Below are 14,888 nucleotides of genomic sequence, written 5' to 3'. Positions count from 1 at the left end.
CTCCCCCAATTTAAGGTAAAATAAAAGTAGTTAAAGCGAAGGAGATTTTGGAATGACTAAGTTAACGGTACTTAAGTACCCCGATGAGCGCTTACGCACTGTTGCGCAGCCTATCGAACAGGTTGACGATGAGCTACGCGCCACAATTGACGATATGTTTGAGACGATGTATGAATCTCAAGGCGTCGGTTTAGCGGCTACTCAAGTAGACGTTCATCAACGTTTATTCGTCGCTGACTGTAGTGAAAATCAGAACGAACCCTTAGTATTTATTAACCCTGAGATTACACGCTCTGAGGGTCATTTCACCAACGAAGAGGGTTGCCTGTCGTTTCCGAACGTTTTTGCTAAAGTTGAGCGTGCAGAAAGTATTACCGTGCAAGCGTTGGATAAAAATGGTGAGCGATTCTCAATGGATGCGGAAGGTCTATTAGCCATCTGTGTGCAACACGAAATTGATCACCTAGATGGCAAACTGTTCGTCGATTACTTGTCACCGCTTAAACGTGAACGAATTCGTAAGAAACTCGAGAAAGAGCAACGTTTGCAAGAAAAATTAAGCACTGGAGCCTAATCGATTGAGCACACACAGACCATTACGTATTGTTTTTGCGGGTACACCTGAATTTGCAGCCGACCATTTAGCGGCGCTACTTAACAGTGATCACGAAGTCGTTGCGGTTTATACCCAACCGGACCGCAAAGCCGGACGAGGGAAAAAGCTACAGCCCAGTGCTGTCAAAGAGCTGGCTCTTGAACACGCGATTGCAGTGGAGCAACCCGAAAAACTAAACACAGCGTTGGCTCAGCAGCAACTCGCGGAGTATCGTCCCGACGTGATGGTCGTTGTCGCTTATGGCTTATTGTTGCCAGAACCTATTTTGACCACGCCCAAGTATGGATGTATTAACGTGCATGGTTCGCTGCTACCACGCTGGCGTGGGGCGGCACCTATCCAACGCTCGATTTGGGCGGGCGATGAGGCTTCCGGTGTTGCCGTTATGCAAATGGAAAAAGGACTCGACACGGGTCCAGTCCTTCACGTTGAGCGTTGTGCCATTGATGCACAAGAGACATCCGCTTCGCTTTATAAAAAACTCGCTCAACTCGGACCCCGTGCACTGGTAACCACATTGGACGATATTGAAAGCTACCGTGAACGCGCGGAAGTTCAAAACCACGATGCCGCGACGTACGCAAAAAAACTGAGTAAGGACGAAGGCAAAATTGACTGGTCGGACGCGACCCAGCTCGAGAGAAATGTACGTGCATTTAATCCCTGGCCGTTTGCTTGGTTTGAGCTTCCTGGCGGTAAACCCGGCCAACGCACTGTTAAGGTTCATCAAGCCAGCGTTAGCCAAACTGATCACCGCTCAGCGCCAGGCACCATTATCGACTGTTCACCTGCGGGTATTACCGTTGCCTGCTCACAAGGTGCCTTAACCCTTCACTCATTGCAGTTACCCGGTAAAAAGCCGTTACCCGTGAGTGACCTATTGAATGGGTATGCCACCACCTTTGCAATTGGGGTTAATTTAACCAATGTCGACTAACACATCGACGGGCGCGCACAGTCGCGCTGTCGCCGCTCAAACTATCCACGCAGTACTGGAACAAGGCCAGTCGCTGACCCAAGCATTAACCACCTATAGTGAGCAGTTATCCGCGGAAGATAAACGCCTCGCACAAGCGATTAGTTATGGTGTCATGCGCTACTTACCCGTGTTGACTGAAAAAGTCAGCGGCAAGTTAGATAAACCCTTGAAGGGCAAAAACCAAATTATCCAGTCGCTACTGTTAGTGGGCACTTACCAACTGTTTAAGTTGCGAACTAAAGATCACGCAGCGGTGAGCGCCACCGTTGAGGCAAGCAAATTATTAAAACGTAAAGCATTAAGTGGTTTGGTGAATGGGGTTTTACGTCAAGTTTTACGTGAAGCGCCCACTCGTAACGATGATGGCGAACGCGACTTGCCAAGCGCTGAAGGTGTTAACCATCCGCGTTGGCTTAGAGAAAAAATTAAAGCCGCCTACGGTGAAAAAGCGGAAGCTGTTTTCACAGCGAATGATACTCAGCCACCACTCTGGCTCCGCGCAAACCGACGCCACACTAACGTGACTGACTACACTGCACTGTTAGCTGAAAACGGTATTGAAGCCGTTGCCGACAGTCAGGCAAGCGATGCGATTCGACTTGTTAAACCGGTGCCGGTGACTAAACTCCCGCATTTTGAAGCAGGCTGGGTCTCAGTTCAGGACCGTTCAGCACAACTAGCAGCGGATATGGTAAACGCCCAACCCGAGCACAGAGTGCTTGATTGCTGCGCAGCACCCGGCGGGAAAACGGTTCACCTGCTTGAACGCACCGAGTTTCAAACACCCTTAATCGCTATTGACGTTGATGAGCAGCGCCTTGAGCGCGTCAGTGAGAACTTATATCGCGCCGACCTCTCATGCGAAGTGGTTTGTGCCGACGTTTTAGATCTTGATAGTTGGTGGGATAAGCAGCCTTTTGACCGTATTTTGTTAGATGCCCCCTGCTCCGCTACGGGTGTCATTCGTCGCCATCCAGATATCAAGTGGCTGCGCCGTTCATCAGATATCGATCAGCTTGTTGAGTTACAGCAAAGCATGTTAGAGCGTCTTTGGCCTACATTAAAGCCTGGAGGTCAGCTCATATATGCCACGTGCTCTATCTTACCCGAGGAAAATAGTGAGCAAATATCGCGCTTCCTCGGTCAGCATTCCGATGCTAACCTTATAGCTATTGAGGCGAACCGTCCCATGTTACAGCTCCTACCGGGCGAAAATGATGGTGACGGATTCTTTTATGCGAAGATAGAAAAACTGTCATGAAAATAATTATATTGGGTGTAGGTCAGGTTGGCGGAACGCTCGCTGAAAACCTTGTCGGCGAACGTAACGACATTACACTCGTCGATACTAATGCCGAACTGCTAGAATCGTTTCAAGATAAGTACGATTTACGTATTGTTGTAGGTCATGGCTCTCATCCAGACACGTTGCGTCGCGCTGGTGCCGAAGATGCCGATTTATTAATCGCTGTAACAAGCAGTGATGAAACCAACATGATTGCGTGTCAGGTCGCCTACTCAATCTTTAATACGCCGACTAAAATCGCTCGTATTCGCTCTGAAGAGTACATTCGGTACCGTGATCAATTGTTTCACAAGAACGACGCACCGGTGGATTACATCATTTCACCGGAGCAACTCGTCACTAACTATATTCGTAAGTTGATTGACTACCCGGGCGCACTGCAGGTCATGGAGTTTGCCTCAGGCAAAGCCAGTTTGGTGGCCGTAAAAGCGTATTACGGAGGCAAGCTGGTCGGTCATGCTATCTCAACACTCAAAGAGCACATGCCCAATATCGATACGCGGGTGGCGGCTATTTATCGCCAAGGTAAGCCGATTCGACCTACCGGTACAACCGTCATTGAAGCCGATGACGAGGTGTTTTTCATTGCCGATACACGCCATGTAAACCGGGTCATGGAAGAGTTGCAAAAACTCGAAAATCGATACCGCCGAATTATGATTGTGGGCGGTGGTAATATTGGTGCCGGCCTTGCCAAACAGCTTGAGGCAGATCATCGCGTTAAGCTCATCGAACGGTCTGAGTCGCGTGCAGAGGCTCTATCGCAGCAACTAGAGCACACACTAGTGTTCAAAGGTGATGCTTCCGATCAAAAGCTTTTAGAGGAAGAACACGTTGAAGATACCGATGTCTTTATTGCCGTAACCAACGATGATGAAGCTAACATCATGTCGGCGATGCTGGCAAAACGTATGGGCGCCCGCAAAACCATGGTGCTTATCCAACGCAGTGCTTATGTCGATTTAGTTCAAGGCGGTGAGATTGATATTGCTATATCACCACAGCGGGCAACGATTTCCGCCTTGTTAACGCACGTGCGCCGCGGCGATATCGTCAACGTTTACTCGCTACGCAAAGGTGCGGCCGAGGCCATTGAGGCGATTGCACATGGGGATGAATCAACGTCAAAAGTGGTGGGTAAAGCCATTAAAGATATTAAGCTTCCCCCAGGAACGACTATCGGTGCGGTTGTGCGAGGAAGCGAAGTACTGATGGCTCATAGCGAGACCATTATTCAATCTGATGACCATGTGATGCTATTCTTGCTAGACAAGAAGTACATAGATCAGGTCGAACGATTATTCCAACCCAGCGCGATGTTCTTCTAAAAGCTTTACGCGCCCTTGTGTTTGAGCCTGAAACTGCTTGTCGAGTTGAGCGCGGTATCCAGGCTCAATGGCGATGATTTGATGTACTGTCTCAGTGTATGTTTGCTCAATAACTTTATATTCGCAGCTGCTCAAAATGCTCTCAACAGCACCCTGATCCCCGTACTCATAGACTAAACTGTAGTATTCACGGTATTTACGCTCTGCTGTTTTGATGAACGGGAGTGCTTCCGCTACGGCTTGGCTGTAAGCACGCTGTAAGCCACCTGTACCTAGCTTGATCCCCCCAAAGTAACGCACGACAACGGCTGAAACCTCACCTAACGGATGATGGGTTAATACGTTAAGCATTGGTCGCCCCGCGGTGCCACTGGGCTCGCCATCATCGCTACTTGCATAACAGGTATCATCGAAGGGGCTCCCGACGACAGATGCAGTACAATAGTGATTGGCTTTAGTCCAACGTTGCTTAACGTCGGCAATATGGTTCGCCACATCGTCCGCGCTCAATACAGGCGCTAACGACGCAATGAAACGACTGTTTTTAATTTCAATCTCATGCTCAACAGCTTCCGTCAAGCGCAGGTAATTAGCTTTTTTCACGTACTTCTGAACCGTTAGTCATCTTTCACTCTCATGGTAGCAAAGGCATCAAATAAATTAACCTCTTTACCATTGAGAAGTTCATAAATCTGTTGATAACTGAGTACCGCTTTTACATAGTCCCGCGTTTCGTAATAAGGAATCATCTCGACCCATTCATCGAGCGCAGTCGGCTCAGAGGGTAGCCAATCTTTGACCTTATAATAGCCCGCATTGTAGGCCGCGGTAGCCAGCACATGATTACCATCAAAGCGTTCTTTCAGCCGACTCAAATAGTAAGTACCAAGCGCGACATTAACTTCCGGTGTGTTGAGACGTTTAAAGCTATCATCATTGCGTAGCAACTTCGCGGTACCGGGCAAGATCTGCATGAGCCCGCGCGCGCCAGCTCCTGAGTAGGCATCGGCTCGAAAGCTACTCTCACGTCGGGTTATAGCCATCGCCCACGCTGGGTCGATACCGTATTTTTCGGACGAGAGATTGATGATTTCGCTATAAGCCATGGGAAACCTTATCTCGACGGCATCAAAGTGACCAATTTGGGCCAACGTCCAAATGGCCTGATCATGCCAGCCCCAGTCACTGGCTATCACGGCGGCGGTCTTAAATGCCTCACCGTCGATGTCACTGAGTAGATGATTCCACTCGCGGCGGGCATCGACATCGCGCCCTAACTGAAGAAATTCATAAGCCCGTTTAACATCATCGCGCTCTAACAAGGTAGTTATCTGCGTTTGAGTCGCCTTGACCGGGTCCTTCTCTAAACTCACCGGTGCACCAATACGCGCCGCGGCCAAAAAGCCATAGTAGTGGCGTTCTTTTGCCAGCTCCGAGTAGATTTTATTTGCGTTAAGCTTATCGCCCGTTTCCTCCATGGCACGAGCAAGCCAGTATTGCCACTGGTTTCCACCCGATATGGCCGGCGGCAATGTTTGAATGGTCATCTTTAAGGCCGCGAAGTCATGATCACGCAAGTATGCCGCAAGACGCCACTGTAAAACGCGCTCATCGAGCTCAGACGGTGGTACTTTTTGATGCCAAACCCGAGCTTCTGGGTGCTCTTTCAAACTCAACGCGACGGCAAACTCCTCAGCTATTCTGTGCCGCTGCGCTGCGGTAAATGGCAAACGTGACACCAGGCGCTCATAGGCTTTAAGTGCGAGCTCTTCTGCTCGCCAAATGAGTTTGGTCAACGCAAACGTTGCTATTTGTGCTTCTTTAGCAGCATCAACACCACGAAATCTCGATAGCTGACCAATCGCTGCGGGTGAATAGCGTACTTTATAGTAGAGATCGCCCAGATACTGTTCTTTGTTGGGTAACAAACTCGTCAAATATGGGATTAAAGTCGGGTTTCCGTCCTCTGCGGCAAGTACCAGTCTCTGCCAAACCTTATCTTTGGTACGCGCGCCTAAGTCCGCCCATTCATTCAGAATACCATCACACGCTGAAGGCACGGAAAATCCATGCCGCCATATCGCGTCTACTTTCCGGATAAAGGGACCGTCTTGAAGTCCGCGAGCCCTTTCCGCCTCAATGAGGTAGCATTGATGCGTTAACGTACCTGGATGTCGAAAATCGCGAATAAAACGCTGATATTCCCCTTGGTTCGCTAAGTAATCTAACCACGGCTGACGCAATTGCCAGTCTAACGGCGTACCTTTATATTGCTCAAGAAAACTGACTACTCTATCTTCGTTAGCTAAATAGCCGATCTGCTGTAACCGCTCAAGTTCAAGATAAGGTTTGAGAGGATAGTTTTCCAACTGGGCTAAAAGTTGGTTATATTCAGCAATGCGGCCTCGACGGGCTGCATATTCAGCCTTTTTAAATAGCTCACGCTGTTGGCTAACATCCGCCGACTGCTGAGGTGCATTGGCTACGGATTGTCCACCCGGCTGCGCAGCGATAGCGTGCACTGTGCTGAGAAAACAAGCCAATAAGCTGTAACGAATGATAGACGTCAGTTTATCCATTGATTCAAACGCATGTTTAAATAACCGTTGAAAATTTAGCGCTTTCGCGCCACACTCTTCTTACTTTAACTTAACTACTTTCCAAATAAAGTATTGGAAACGTAAAAATTTAATGATGTCTTGGGAGACCCAACATGATTTATCAAGGCGAAAGCATCCGGGTTGATTTTATAGAGCCGGGTTTTGCAGAGCTTCAGTTTGATGCCAAAGGCTCGGTTAATAAATTTGACCAAAAAACCTTACAAGAGTTTAGTGACGCACTTACTCAATTAGCACAAACCGATGACTTGCGTGGTGTGATTGTCACCAGTTCTAAACCAACGTTCATCGTCGGCGCTGATATCACTGAATTCTTAAACATGTTTGCAGACCCTGAGAACACTCGCGAATGGGTCGCAAAAGCTTCACGCGTATTCGACCAATTAGAAGACCTGCCGGTTCCAACCGTTGGTGCCGTTAAAGGCTTTGCACTCGGTGGTGGCTGTGAAGCATTACTTGCGTGTGATTATCGCGTTGCCGATAGCACTGCCACAATTGGTTTGCCTGAGGTGAAGTTAGGTCTCATTCCAGGCTTCGGTGGCACGATGCGTTTACCGCGTGTAATCGGCCCTGACAACGCGCTTGAGTGGATTACTACAGGTAAGAACAACTCTGCTTTAGACGCACTAAAAGTGGGTGCCGTCGATGCTGTTGTTGAACCGGACAACCTCACGGAAGCAGCTTTGAATCTTGCTAAAGCAGCTGCTGCAGGCGAACAAGACTGGAAAGCTAAGCGTCAACCGAAGTTGGAACCGCTGAAAGCGAATGACACTGAGCTAACCATGACTTTAGTGACCGCTAAAGGTATGGTCGCAGCCAAAGCGGGTAAACACTACCCCGCGCCTCATAAAGCTATTGAAGCCATTGAAAACGGTGCCCGCGAAGCGCGCGAAGGTGCATTAAATGCCGAGAATCAGGCATTCTTTGATTTAACTCAGACTGATGCATGCCACGCACAAGTGGGTATTTTCCTCGCTGACCAAGCCGTTAAAGGAAAATCAAAGAAATACGCTAAGTCAGCAAGTAAAGAGATCAACACCGCAGCGGTACTGGGTGCCGGCATCATGGGCGGCGGTATTGCTTACCAATCAGCCCTCAAAGGCGTTCCTGCAGTGATGAAAGACATCAAGCAAGATGCGCTTGATCTGGGTATGAAAGAAGCTGGCAAGATCCTTAAAAAAGGTGTTGAACGCGGCAAAGTATCTAGCGAAAAAATGATTAAGGTACTTTCTTCTATCACACCCACGTTGCTAAACGACGCAGTTAAAGACGTCGATATTGTTGTTGAAGCGGTTGTTGAGAATCCAAAAGTCAAAGGCTCGGTGTTAGCAGAAGTCGAAGAGGTGATCAGCGACGATGCTATTTTAACGTCCAACACATCGACTATTTCTATCACAGAACTGGCGAAGAACCTTAAGCGTCCCGAGAAATTCTGCGGTATGCACTTCTTCAATCCAGTGCATAAAATGCCATTAGTTGAAATTATCCGTGGCGAAAAAACCTCCGACGAAACCGTTGCCGCAGTTGTCGCTTACGCGCTGAAGTTGGGTAAAACACCAATTGTTGTCAACGACTGTCCTGGCTTCTACGTTAACCGTGTACTTTTCCCTTACTTAGCTGGTTTTGCTGGCATGGTCGACGAAGGTATCGACTTTGTTGGTATTGATAAGGTCATGGAGAAGATGTTCGGTTGGCCCATGGGCCCTGCTTACTTAAGCGACGTTGTCGGTATTGATACCGCTGATCATTGTACCGTGGTCATGGCTGATGGCTTCCCATCGCGCATGGCGCGCAACGAGAGTAGCGCAATTGCTCAGTTAGCAAAAGCAGAACGCTACGGCCAGAAAAACGGCAAAGGTTTCTATGTGTATGGCACCGATAAGAAAGGTAAGCCGACTAAAGAAGCCGATCCTGAAACCTATAAACTCATTGGTGCAGAACCTGGTAAGCAAGCAGATAAAGATGAAGTTATCGCTCGCTGCATGATCCCAATGGTGAACGAGGTCGTTCGTTGTCTCGAAGAAGGCATTATTGGGTCAGCTGCAGAAGCAGACATTGCGTTACTTTACGGTCTTGGCTTCCCTCCCTTCCGTGGCGGACCTTTCCGTTACTTAGAAACCGTGGGTATCGAGAATTTTGTGAAGCTCGCAGATAAATACGCGCACTTAGGTGAAATCTACCAAGTGACTGACGGTATGCGCGAAATGGCGAAAGCGGGCAAATCTTACTTCGACACAACTAGCGCGAAGTAAGGCGAGGAGGATTTTATAATGAAAGACGTAGTTATCGTAGACTGTATTCGTACCCCAATGGGACGTTCTAAGAATGGCGTTTTTCGCCATACGCGCGCCGAAGACCTGTCGGCCGCATTGATGAAAGGTCTTCTTGAGCGCAATCCCGAGGTGGATGTCAATGAACTAGAAGATATCTATTGGGGTTGTGTTCAGCAAACGCTTGAACAAGGCTTTAATATTGCACGTAACTCAGCGCTTATCGCGGGAATTCCGCATTCGGTAGCTGGCGTTACCGTAAACCGCTTATGTGGCTCATCAATGCAGGCGCTGCATGATGCAACACGCGCCATCATGAATGGCGACGGTGACATCTTTATGGCGGGCGGTGTTGAACACATGGGTCACGTGCCAATGACCCACGGCATCGACTTCCATCCAGGCATGAATAAGTCCGTGGCACGCGCTGCGGGGAGCATGGGAATGACCGCAGAACTGTTGTCTCGCAAGTTTGGTATATCTCGCGAACAACAAGATGCCTTTGGTGCACGCTCTCACCAACGCGCGCATCAAGCCACGGTTGAGGGACGTTTCGCTAAGGAAATCTATGCAATTAACGGCCACAACGAAAAAGGCGAACTGGTTCGTGTTACAACCGATGAAGTCATTCGTCCGGAAACCACAGCGGAGTCTCTCGCTCAGCTGCGCCCAGTATTCGACCCTGCTAACGGGACGGTTACCGCAGGTACTTCATCTGCACTATCTGACGGCGCTGCGGCAATGCTAGTCATGTCTGCAGAAAAAGCAAAAGCATTAGGTTTAACGCCGCGCGTTAAAATTCGTTCGATGGCCGTCGCAGGTTGCGATCCAAGCATCATGGGGTATGGCCCGGTGCCAGCGACCGAAAAGGCACTGAAACGTGCAGGCGTAAGTATGGATGACATCGATGTCGTTGAGCTTAACGAAGCGTTTGCCGCTCAATCACTCCCTGTACTTAAAGGTCTTAAACTATTCGACCAAATGGAAGACAAGGTCAACTTGAACGGCGGCGCCATTGCTTTAGGTCATCCACTCGGTTGTTCTGGCGCCCGTATCTCTACGACGCTGATTAACTTAATGGAAGAGAAAGACGCTAAACTCGGCTTAGCAACTATGTGCATTGGTCTAGGTCAGGGTATAGCAACGGTATTTGAGCGCGTTTAAACGCTCTTAGATAGATAAAAGCCCATGGTACCTATGGTATCATGGGCTTTTTTATGACTGCCTTATACGAGCGATGAGCGATGCAAATCAAAGTCGATAAAGAATTAGATACTTTAGGTCTGAGATGCCCGGAGCCCGTCATGTTGGTGCGTGCCACGATCCGTAAGCTAACGGTGGGTCAGGTACTGATGGTGATAGCCGATGACCCTGCCACGCGACGCGACATTCCACAATTCTGTGAGTTCATGGAGCACAAGTTAGTGCAACAATCTGTTGCAGACACACCATTCCGATACTGGATAGAAAAGTCGCACGATTAGACGTGCGACTTTGGCAACCCATTTAGTTTAAATAGCACTCCCAGAACTCTGCTTGGCCAACATCGCCCAGCTCGTAAGGCTTGAAGCCAAAGTTCTCGTATGCCTTTTTAGCGCGGTCGTTGTGGGTGAGTACTTCTAGTGTCAGTTTTACGCAACCACGAAACTGCGCCAAGGTTTTAACTTCTTCAAGTAGCTTTTGAGCAACACCTTGGCCACGATACTCATCGACCACTGCAATGTCGTGGATATTCATCAACGGTTTTGCCGCAAAAGTTGAGAAACCTTCTACACAATTCACAACGCCGACAGGTTGGTCACCGTCGAATGCAAGTAAGGAAAATACGTTATCCCGTTTGGCCATCTCTTTAATGAGGTTATCCTTAACCTCTTCCGATATTCCTTCTCCGCCCCCCATTGGGTCTTTTGCATACATGTCGAGCATATTCACCACTGCTTGGGCATGTGCTGGGTTGGCGTAGTCAGCCAAGGTAATTTCTATCATATCACTTCCGTTTAGTGCTCAGTCTAAAGGTTTCCATCGCTGTCTTACACGGTTCATAGCGATGACAGTCGATCAAATGGTCGTTCACCATACCCACGGCCTCCATAAAAGCGTAGCAAATTGTCGGGCCGACAAATTTAAAGCCTTCTTTTTTTAGGGCTTTTGCCATCTGACGCGACGCAGTTGTTTCAGTGGGTACTTCAGATAATGCCTGATACGCATTAATTGTGGGTTCAAAGTCGACGAATTTCCACAAAAATTCGCTAAAGTCTTGTCCCCTATCACGCAATTTAAGGTATGCACGCGCATTAGTAAATATCGCGTCAATTTTCGCTTGGCTACGAATGATGGCAGGGTTGGTATACAGTGCTTCACGTTCGTAATCTGGCATCCTCACAAGCGCATCTGGATTAAAGTTATGGAACAGCGCATGGTAGGCGTCCCACTTGCGTAAAATGGTAAGCCAACTTAATCCCGCTTGTTGTCCATCAAGACATAGCTTTGCAAACAAATCCTGCGGATCCTTAACCGGCATCCCCCAGAGCGTATCGTGATAATGCTCGTATTCGCTGTCGCCTTCACACCAACCACAGCGAACGAGTTGCTGATTTGTCATTTTATCCCCTATAACCGAGGCTTATCAAAGGGTATAATCTAGACATACATGATTATCTTTGGTCAACCAAAAAATAGGTTGCATACACTTATGGCAAAATACGACGTTAATACTTTCCAAGGGCTGATACTCGCCCTCCAAGATTACTGGGCTCAGCAAGGTTGTGCGGTAGTACAGCCGCTAGACATGGAAGTGGGTGCAGGTACATTCCACCCCATGACCTTTTTGCGGTCACTGGGTCCTGAACCGGCAAGCTTTGCGTATGTGCAACCTTGTCGTCGCCCGACCGATGGGCGCTATGGTGAAAACCCTAACCGACTGCAACATTACTACCAATTTCAAGTCATCATGAAACCGTCACCAAAGGATATTCAAGAACTCTATCTTGGCTCACTTAAGTTGCTCGGTTTCGACCCACTTACTCACGACATTCGTTTTGTCGAGGACAACTGGGAAAGCCCAACACTGGGTGCTTGGGGCTTAGGCTGGGAGGTTTGGTTGAACGGCATGGAGGTCACTCAGTTCACGTACTTCCAGCAAGTCGGCGGCATTGAATGTAAACCTGTTGCTGGAGAGATCACCTACGGCCTTGAACGTCTTGCCATGTATATTCAAGGTGTCGACAGCATCTATGATTTGGTTTGGGCCGACGGCCCGCGTGGTAAAATTTTCTACCGTGACGTATTCCACCAAAACGAAGTTGAGCAATCGACGTACAACTTTGAAATTGCCAATACCGATACCCTATTTCGTCGTTTTGATGAGTGTGAGCAAGAATGTAATGTGCTGATCGAACGTGGTCTATCACTACCCGCTTATGAACAGGTCATGAAGGCGTCACACGCTTTTAACTTATTAGACGCCCGTCACGCTATTTCAGTGACAGAACGCCAACGCTATATCTTGCGCGTCAGAACAATGGCTAAGGCATGTGCTGAAGTCTATTATCAAGCGCGCGAAGCACTCGGGTTTCCTTTATGTGAAACCTCATCGGAAGCGAAAGGAGCTTAGTTGTGAAGCAGGATACTTTACTCGTTGAATTAGGAACCGAAGAGCTTCCACCGAAAGCACTCAAGCAATTAAGCGAGAGCTTTAAGCATGGTATTGAGGAAGGCTTAAACAAAGCAGAGTTGGCATTTGGTGAAATTAAGGCCCTTGCAACACCCCGCCGCTTAGCCGTTTTGGTTAATTCGTTAGAAGGCCAACAACAAGATAAAGTGGTCGAAAAACGTGGTCCCTCAGTAGATGTTGCTTTTGATGAAGCGGGTCAACCGACTAAAGCAGCACAGGGTTGGGCACGCTCTAATGGTATTGAGGTGAGCGAAGCCGAACGTTTAGAGACGGATAAAGGTGCTTGGCTGTTACATAAAGCTGAGGTTAAAGGCGAATCGCTTGCGCAGGTATTGCCAGGCATTGTCGAGGATGCTTTAAAGAAACTTCCAATTCCGAAACCGATGCGTTGGGGCGATTCCGATGCACAATTCATTCGCCCTGTGCATACCCTAACCTTACTGTTTGGTGATGAACTCATTAATGCTAGCTTGCTTGGAATTAAAAGCGGTCGGCACATTAATGCGCATCGTTTCCACGCACCTGATGGTTTCGATATTCAGCATGCCGATGATTACGAAGCGCAACTTTATAAACACCACGTGATCGCCGACCAAGCAAAACGTATGGAATTAATCCGTACCTCCATCAATGACCTCGCTTCACAGTTAGGTGGCACGGTCGAAACTGACGAGGATTTGGTCGAGGAAGTATCAGCGCTTGTTGAATGGCCCGTTGCACTATCAGCGACTTTTGATGAACAGTTTTTAACAGTGCCAAAAGAAGCGCTTATCGTGACGATGAAAGACGATCAACGTTACTTTCCCGTCCAAGATGATAAGGGTGAATTGAAGCCTGTATTCATTTTTATCACCAATATCGACAGCAAAGATCCTAAGCAAATCATTAAGGGTAACGAACGTGTCGTTCGCCCGCGTCTTGCCGATGCACAGTTCTTCTTTGAATCTGATAAAAAGGTAACGCTTTCCTCGCGGCTCGATAAGCTTGGGACGGTGTTGTTTCAAAAGCAACTAGGCACGATGAAAGACAAATCTGAACGCATTTCTAGATTGAGTGCTCGAATTGCAGGTTCTCTTAATGCCGATGAGCAGCATGCGCGCTTAGCCGGTGAGTTATGTAAGACAGATTTAGTCACTGATATGGTTTCTGAATTCCCAGAAACACAGGGCGTAATGGGTCGTCATTACGCGCTCAATGACGGTTTAGATGCTGAAGTGGCTGATGCTATTGAACAGCACTACTGGCCACGCTTTGCGGGCGATAATTTGCCTACTTCGGATGTAAGTCGATCCGTTGCATTAGCCGATAAACTTGATTCTTTAGTGGGTATATTTGGTATTGGCCAAACACCTAAAGGCGATCGTGATCCTTTTGCGCTGCGCCGAGCGGCTCTAGGTTTAATTCGTATCATTGTTGAATCTAACTTAAACCTCGACCTTTACGAGTTAATTGACGCGGCAATCGGTGAATTCGGTGACCGTCTTAGTAACAATGATGTGCGCGAAAACGTCTTTAACTTCATTATTGGTCGTTTCCGTCCTTGGTATCAAGAACAAGGTATCTCTGTAGATGTTATTCAGGCGGTCTTAGCACGCGCTCCATCACGCCCTGCCGACTTTAACCTCCGCATTCACGCTGTTGATGCATTTAAGCAACATGATGCGGCAGAGAGCCTCTCAGCGGCTAATAAGCGTGTCGGTAATATACTGTCTAAATCCGAAGGCGATCTTACGGGTAAAATTGATCATACGCTCTTGGTGGCCGCAGAGGAAAAAACTTTAGCAGCGCAGATATCTGAAACAGAGAAAAGTGCTGAGCCGGAAATCGCTGCGGGTAACTACGAAGGTGCACTTACACGAATGGCATCATTAAAGTCACCTATCGACGATTTCTTTGAAAACGTGATGGTTAATGATGAAGACCCAGCAGTCCGCCAAAATCGATTGAACCTTTTGTATCAGCTCCGCGGTATGTTCTTGCGAGTTGCTGATATATCGTTATTGCAGTAAGTGAGATAACGGTAATAAAAAACCCGCTCAGTGAGTAATGCCGATCAGTTAAGAAATTTTCAATGATCGGTTGACCGATCCGGCAGAGT

Annotated in this window: 13 protein-coding genes; 9 read left to right on the top strand and 4 right to left on the bottom strand. The window is 48.1% G+C overall.

Going from position 1 to position 14,888, the window contains the following annotated elements; all coding sequences use genetic code 11:
* Positions 1-52 precede the first annotated feature (52 nt).
* Genes def through trkA form a run of 4 tightly spaced genes read left to right on the top strand, consistent with a single transcriptional unit; the run spans position 53 to position 4,229 of the window.
* Positions 53-574 carry a peptide deformylase gene (def, locus tag ABNS04_RS06865; RefSeq protein ID WP_272978767.1) on the top strand — a complete coding sequence of 174 codons (522 nt, stop codon included), beginning with the start codon at positions 53-55 and terminating at the stop codon, positions 572-574.
* A gap of 4 nt (positions 575-578) precedes the next feature.
* Positions 579-1,553: a methionyl-tRNA formyltransferase gene (gene fmt, locus ABNS04_RS06860; protein WP_272978768.1), complete on the top strand. Its 975-nt coding sequence runs from the start codon at positions 579-581 to the stop codon at positions 1,551-1,553.
* Positions 1,543-2,856, top strand: a complete 1,314-nt coding sequence (rsmB, locus tag ABNS04_RS06855) for a 16S rRNA (cytosine(967)-C(5))-methyltransferase RsmB (protein WP_272978770.1) — start codon at positions 1,543-1,545, stop codon at positions 2,854-2,856. The genes fmt and rsmB overlap by 11 nt, the downstream gene beginning before the upstream one ends.
* On the top strand, positions 2,853-4,229 hold the full coding sequence (gene trkA / locus ABNS04_RS06850; protein WP_006954118.1) for a Trk system potassium transporter TrkA: 1,377 nt from the start codon (positions 2,853-2,855) through the stop codon (positions 4,227-4,229). The genes rsmB and trkA overlap by 4 nt, the downstream gene beginning before the upstream one ends.
* Here trkA and ABNS04_RS06845 read toward each other — a convergent pair.
* Positions 4,200-4,832 (bottom strand): YigZ family protein, encoded by a 633-nt coding sequence (locus ABNS04_RS06845; RefSeq protein WP_348671261.1) that lies wholly within the window; start codon positions 4,830-4,832, stop codon positions 4,200-4,202. The two genes, trkA and ABNS04_RS06845, sit on opposite strands and share 30 nt — an antisense overlap.
* A gap of 14 nt (positions 4,833-4,846) precedes the next feature.
* Entirely contained in the window at positions 4,847-6,808 is a 1,962-nt protein-coding gene (locus ABNS04_RS06840) for a transglycosylase SLT domain-containing protein (protein ID WP_272978774.1), read from the bottom strand.
* Between the two features lie 134 nt (positions 6,809-6,942).
* On the opposite strand from ABNS04_RS06840, the gene fadB reads away from it, so the two are divergent.
* The 3 genes from fadB (at position 6,943) to tusA (ending at position 10,601) form a co-directional block, all read left to right on the top strand.
* On the top strand, positions 6,943-9,099 hold the full coding sequence (gene fadB / locus ABNS04_RS06835) for a fatty acid oxidation complex subunit alpha FadB (RefSeq protein ID WP_348671260.1): 2,157 nt from the start codon (positions 6,943-6,945) through the stop codon (positions 9,097-9,099).
* An 18-nt stretch (positions 9,100-9,117) separates the two neighbouring features.
* Positions 9,118-10,281: an acetyl-CoA C-acyltransferase FadA gene (fadA, locus tag ABNS04_RS06830; protein WP_006954125.1), complete on the top strand. Its 1,164-nt coding sequence runs from the start codon at positions 9,118-9,120 to the stop codon at positions 10,279-10,281.
* A gap of 80 nt (positions 10,282-10,361) precedes the next feature.
* Positions 10,362-10,601, top strand: coding sequence for a sulfurtransferase TusA (tusA, locus tag ABNS04_RS06825; RefSeq protein WP_006954127.1), 240 nt, complete (start codon positions 10,362-10,364; stop codon positions 10,599-10,601).
* Positions 10,602-10,623: 22 nt separating this feature from the next.
* On the opposite strand, the gene ABNS04_RS06820 is transcribed toward tusA, so the two are convergent.
* Entirely contained in the window at positions 10,624-11,103 is a 480-nt protein-coding gene (locus ABNS04_RS06820; protein WP_006954128.1) for a GNAT family N-acetyltransferase, read from the bottom strand.
* 1 nt (position 11,104) lies between these two features.
* Positions 11,105-11,719: a DNA-3-methyladenine glycosylase I gene (locus tag ABNS04_RS06815; protein ID WP_006954131.1), complete on the bottom strand. Its 615-nt coding sequence runs from the start codon at positions 11,717-11,719 to the stop codon at positions 11,105-11,107.
* 90 nt (positions 11,720-11,809) lie between these two features.
* Here ABNS04_RS06815 and glyQ point away from each other — a divergent pair, with 90 nt between their 5' ends.
* Complete coding sequence (glyQ, locus tag ABNS04_RS06810; RefSeq protein WP_006954133.1) at positions 11,810-12,730, top strand: glycine--tRNA ligase subunit alpha; 921 nt, start codon at positions 11,810-11,812, stop codon at positions 12,728-12,730.
* A gap of 2 nt (positions 12,731-12,732) precedes the next feature.
* On the top strand, positions 12,733-14,799 hold the full coding sequence (gene glyS / locus ABNS04_RS06805; protein WP_272978780.1) for a glycine--tRNA ligase subunit beta: 2,067 nt from the start codon (positions 12,733-12,735) through the stop codon (positions 14,797-14,799).
* The last annotated feature ends 89 nt before the right edge of the window (positions 14,800-14,888 follow it).

Source organism: uncultured Idiomarina sp. (genome assembly GCF_964010655.1).
Lineage (GTDB): Bacteria > Pseudomonadota > Gammaproteobacteria > Enterobacterales > Alteromonadaceae > Idiomarina > Idiomarina baltica.
This window is presented reverse-complemented; position numbering and strand designations above follow the sequence as displayed.

Bases quoted from the DNA above. Each gene is read 5' to 3' on its own strand.
- def (WP_272978767.1), top strand. From the start codon at position 53: ATGACTAAGTTAACGGTACTTAAGTACCCCGATGAGCGCTTACGCACT.
- rsmB (WP_272978770.1), top strand. From the start codon at position 1,543: ATGTCGACTAACACATCGACGGGCGCGCACAGTCGCGCTGTCGCCGCT.
- trkA (WP_006954118.1), top strand. From the start codon at position 2,853: ATGAAAATAATTATATTGGGTGTAGGTCAGGTTGGCGGAACGCTCGCT.
- ABNS04_RS06840 (WP_272978774.1), bottom strand. From the start codon at position 6,808: ATGGATAAACTGACGTCTATCATTCGTTACAGCTTATTGGCTTGTTTT.
- fadB (WP_348671260.1), top strand. From the start codon at position 6,943: ATGATTTATCAAGGCGAAAGCATCCGGGTTGATTTTATAGAGCCGGGT.
- fadA (WP_006954125.1), top strand. From the start codon at position 9,118: ATGAAAGACGTAGTTATCGTAGACTGTATTCGTACCCCAATGGGACGT.
- tusA (WP_006954127.1), top strand. From the start codon at position 10,362: ATGCAAATCAAAGTCGATAAAGAATTAGATACTTTAGGTCTGAGATGC.
- ABNS04_RS06820 (WP_006954128.1), bottom strand. From the start codon at position 11,103: ATGATAGAAATTACCTTGGCTGACTACGCCAACCCAGCACATGCCCAA.
- ABNS04_RS06815 (WP_006954131.1), bottom strand. From the start codon at position 11,719: ATGACAAATCAGCAACTCGTTCGCTGTGGTTGGTGTGAAGGCGACAGC.
- glyQ (WP_006954133.1), top strand. From the start codon at position 11,810: ATGGCAAAATACGACGTTAATACTTTCCAAGGGCTGATACTCGCCCTC.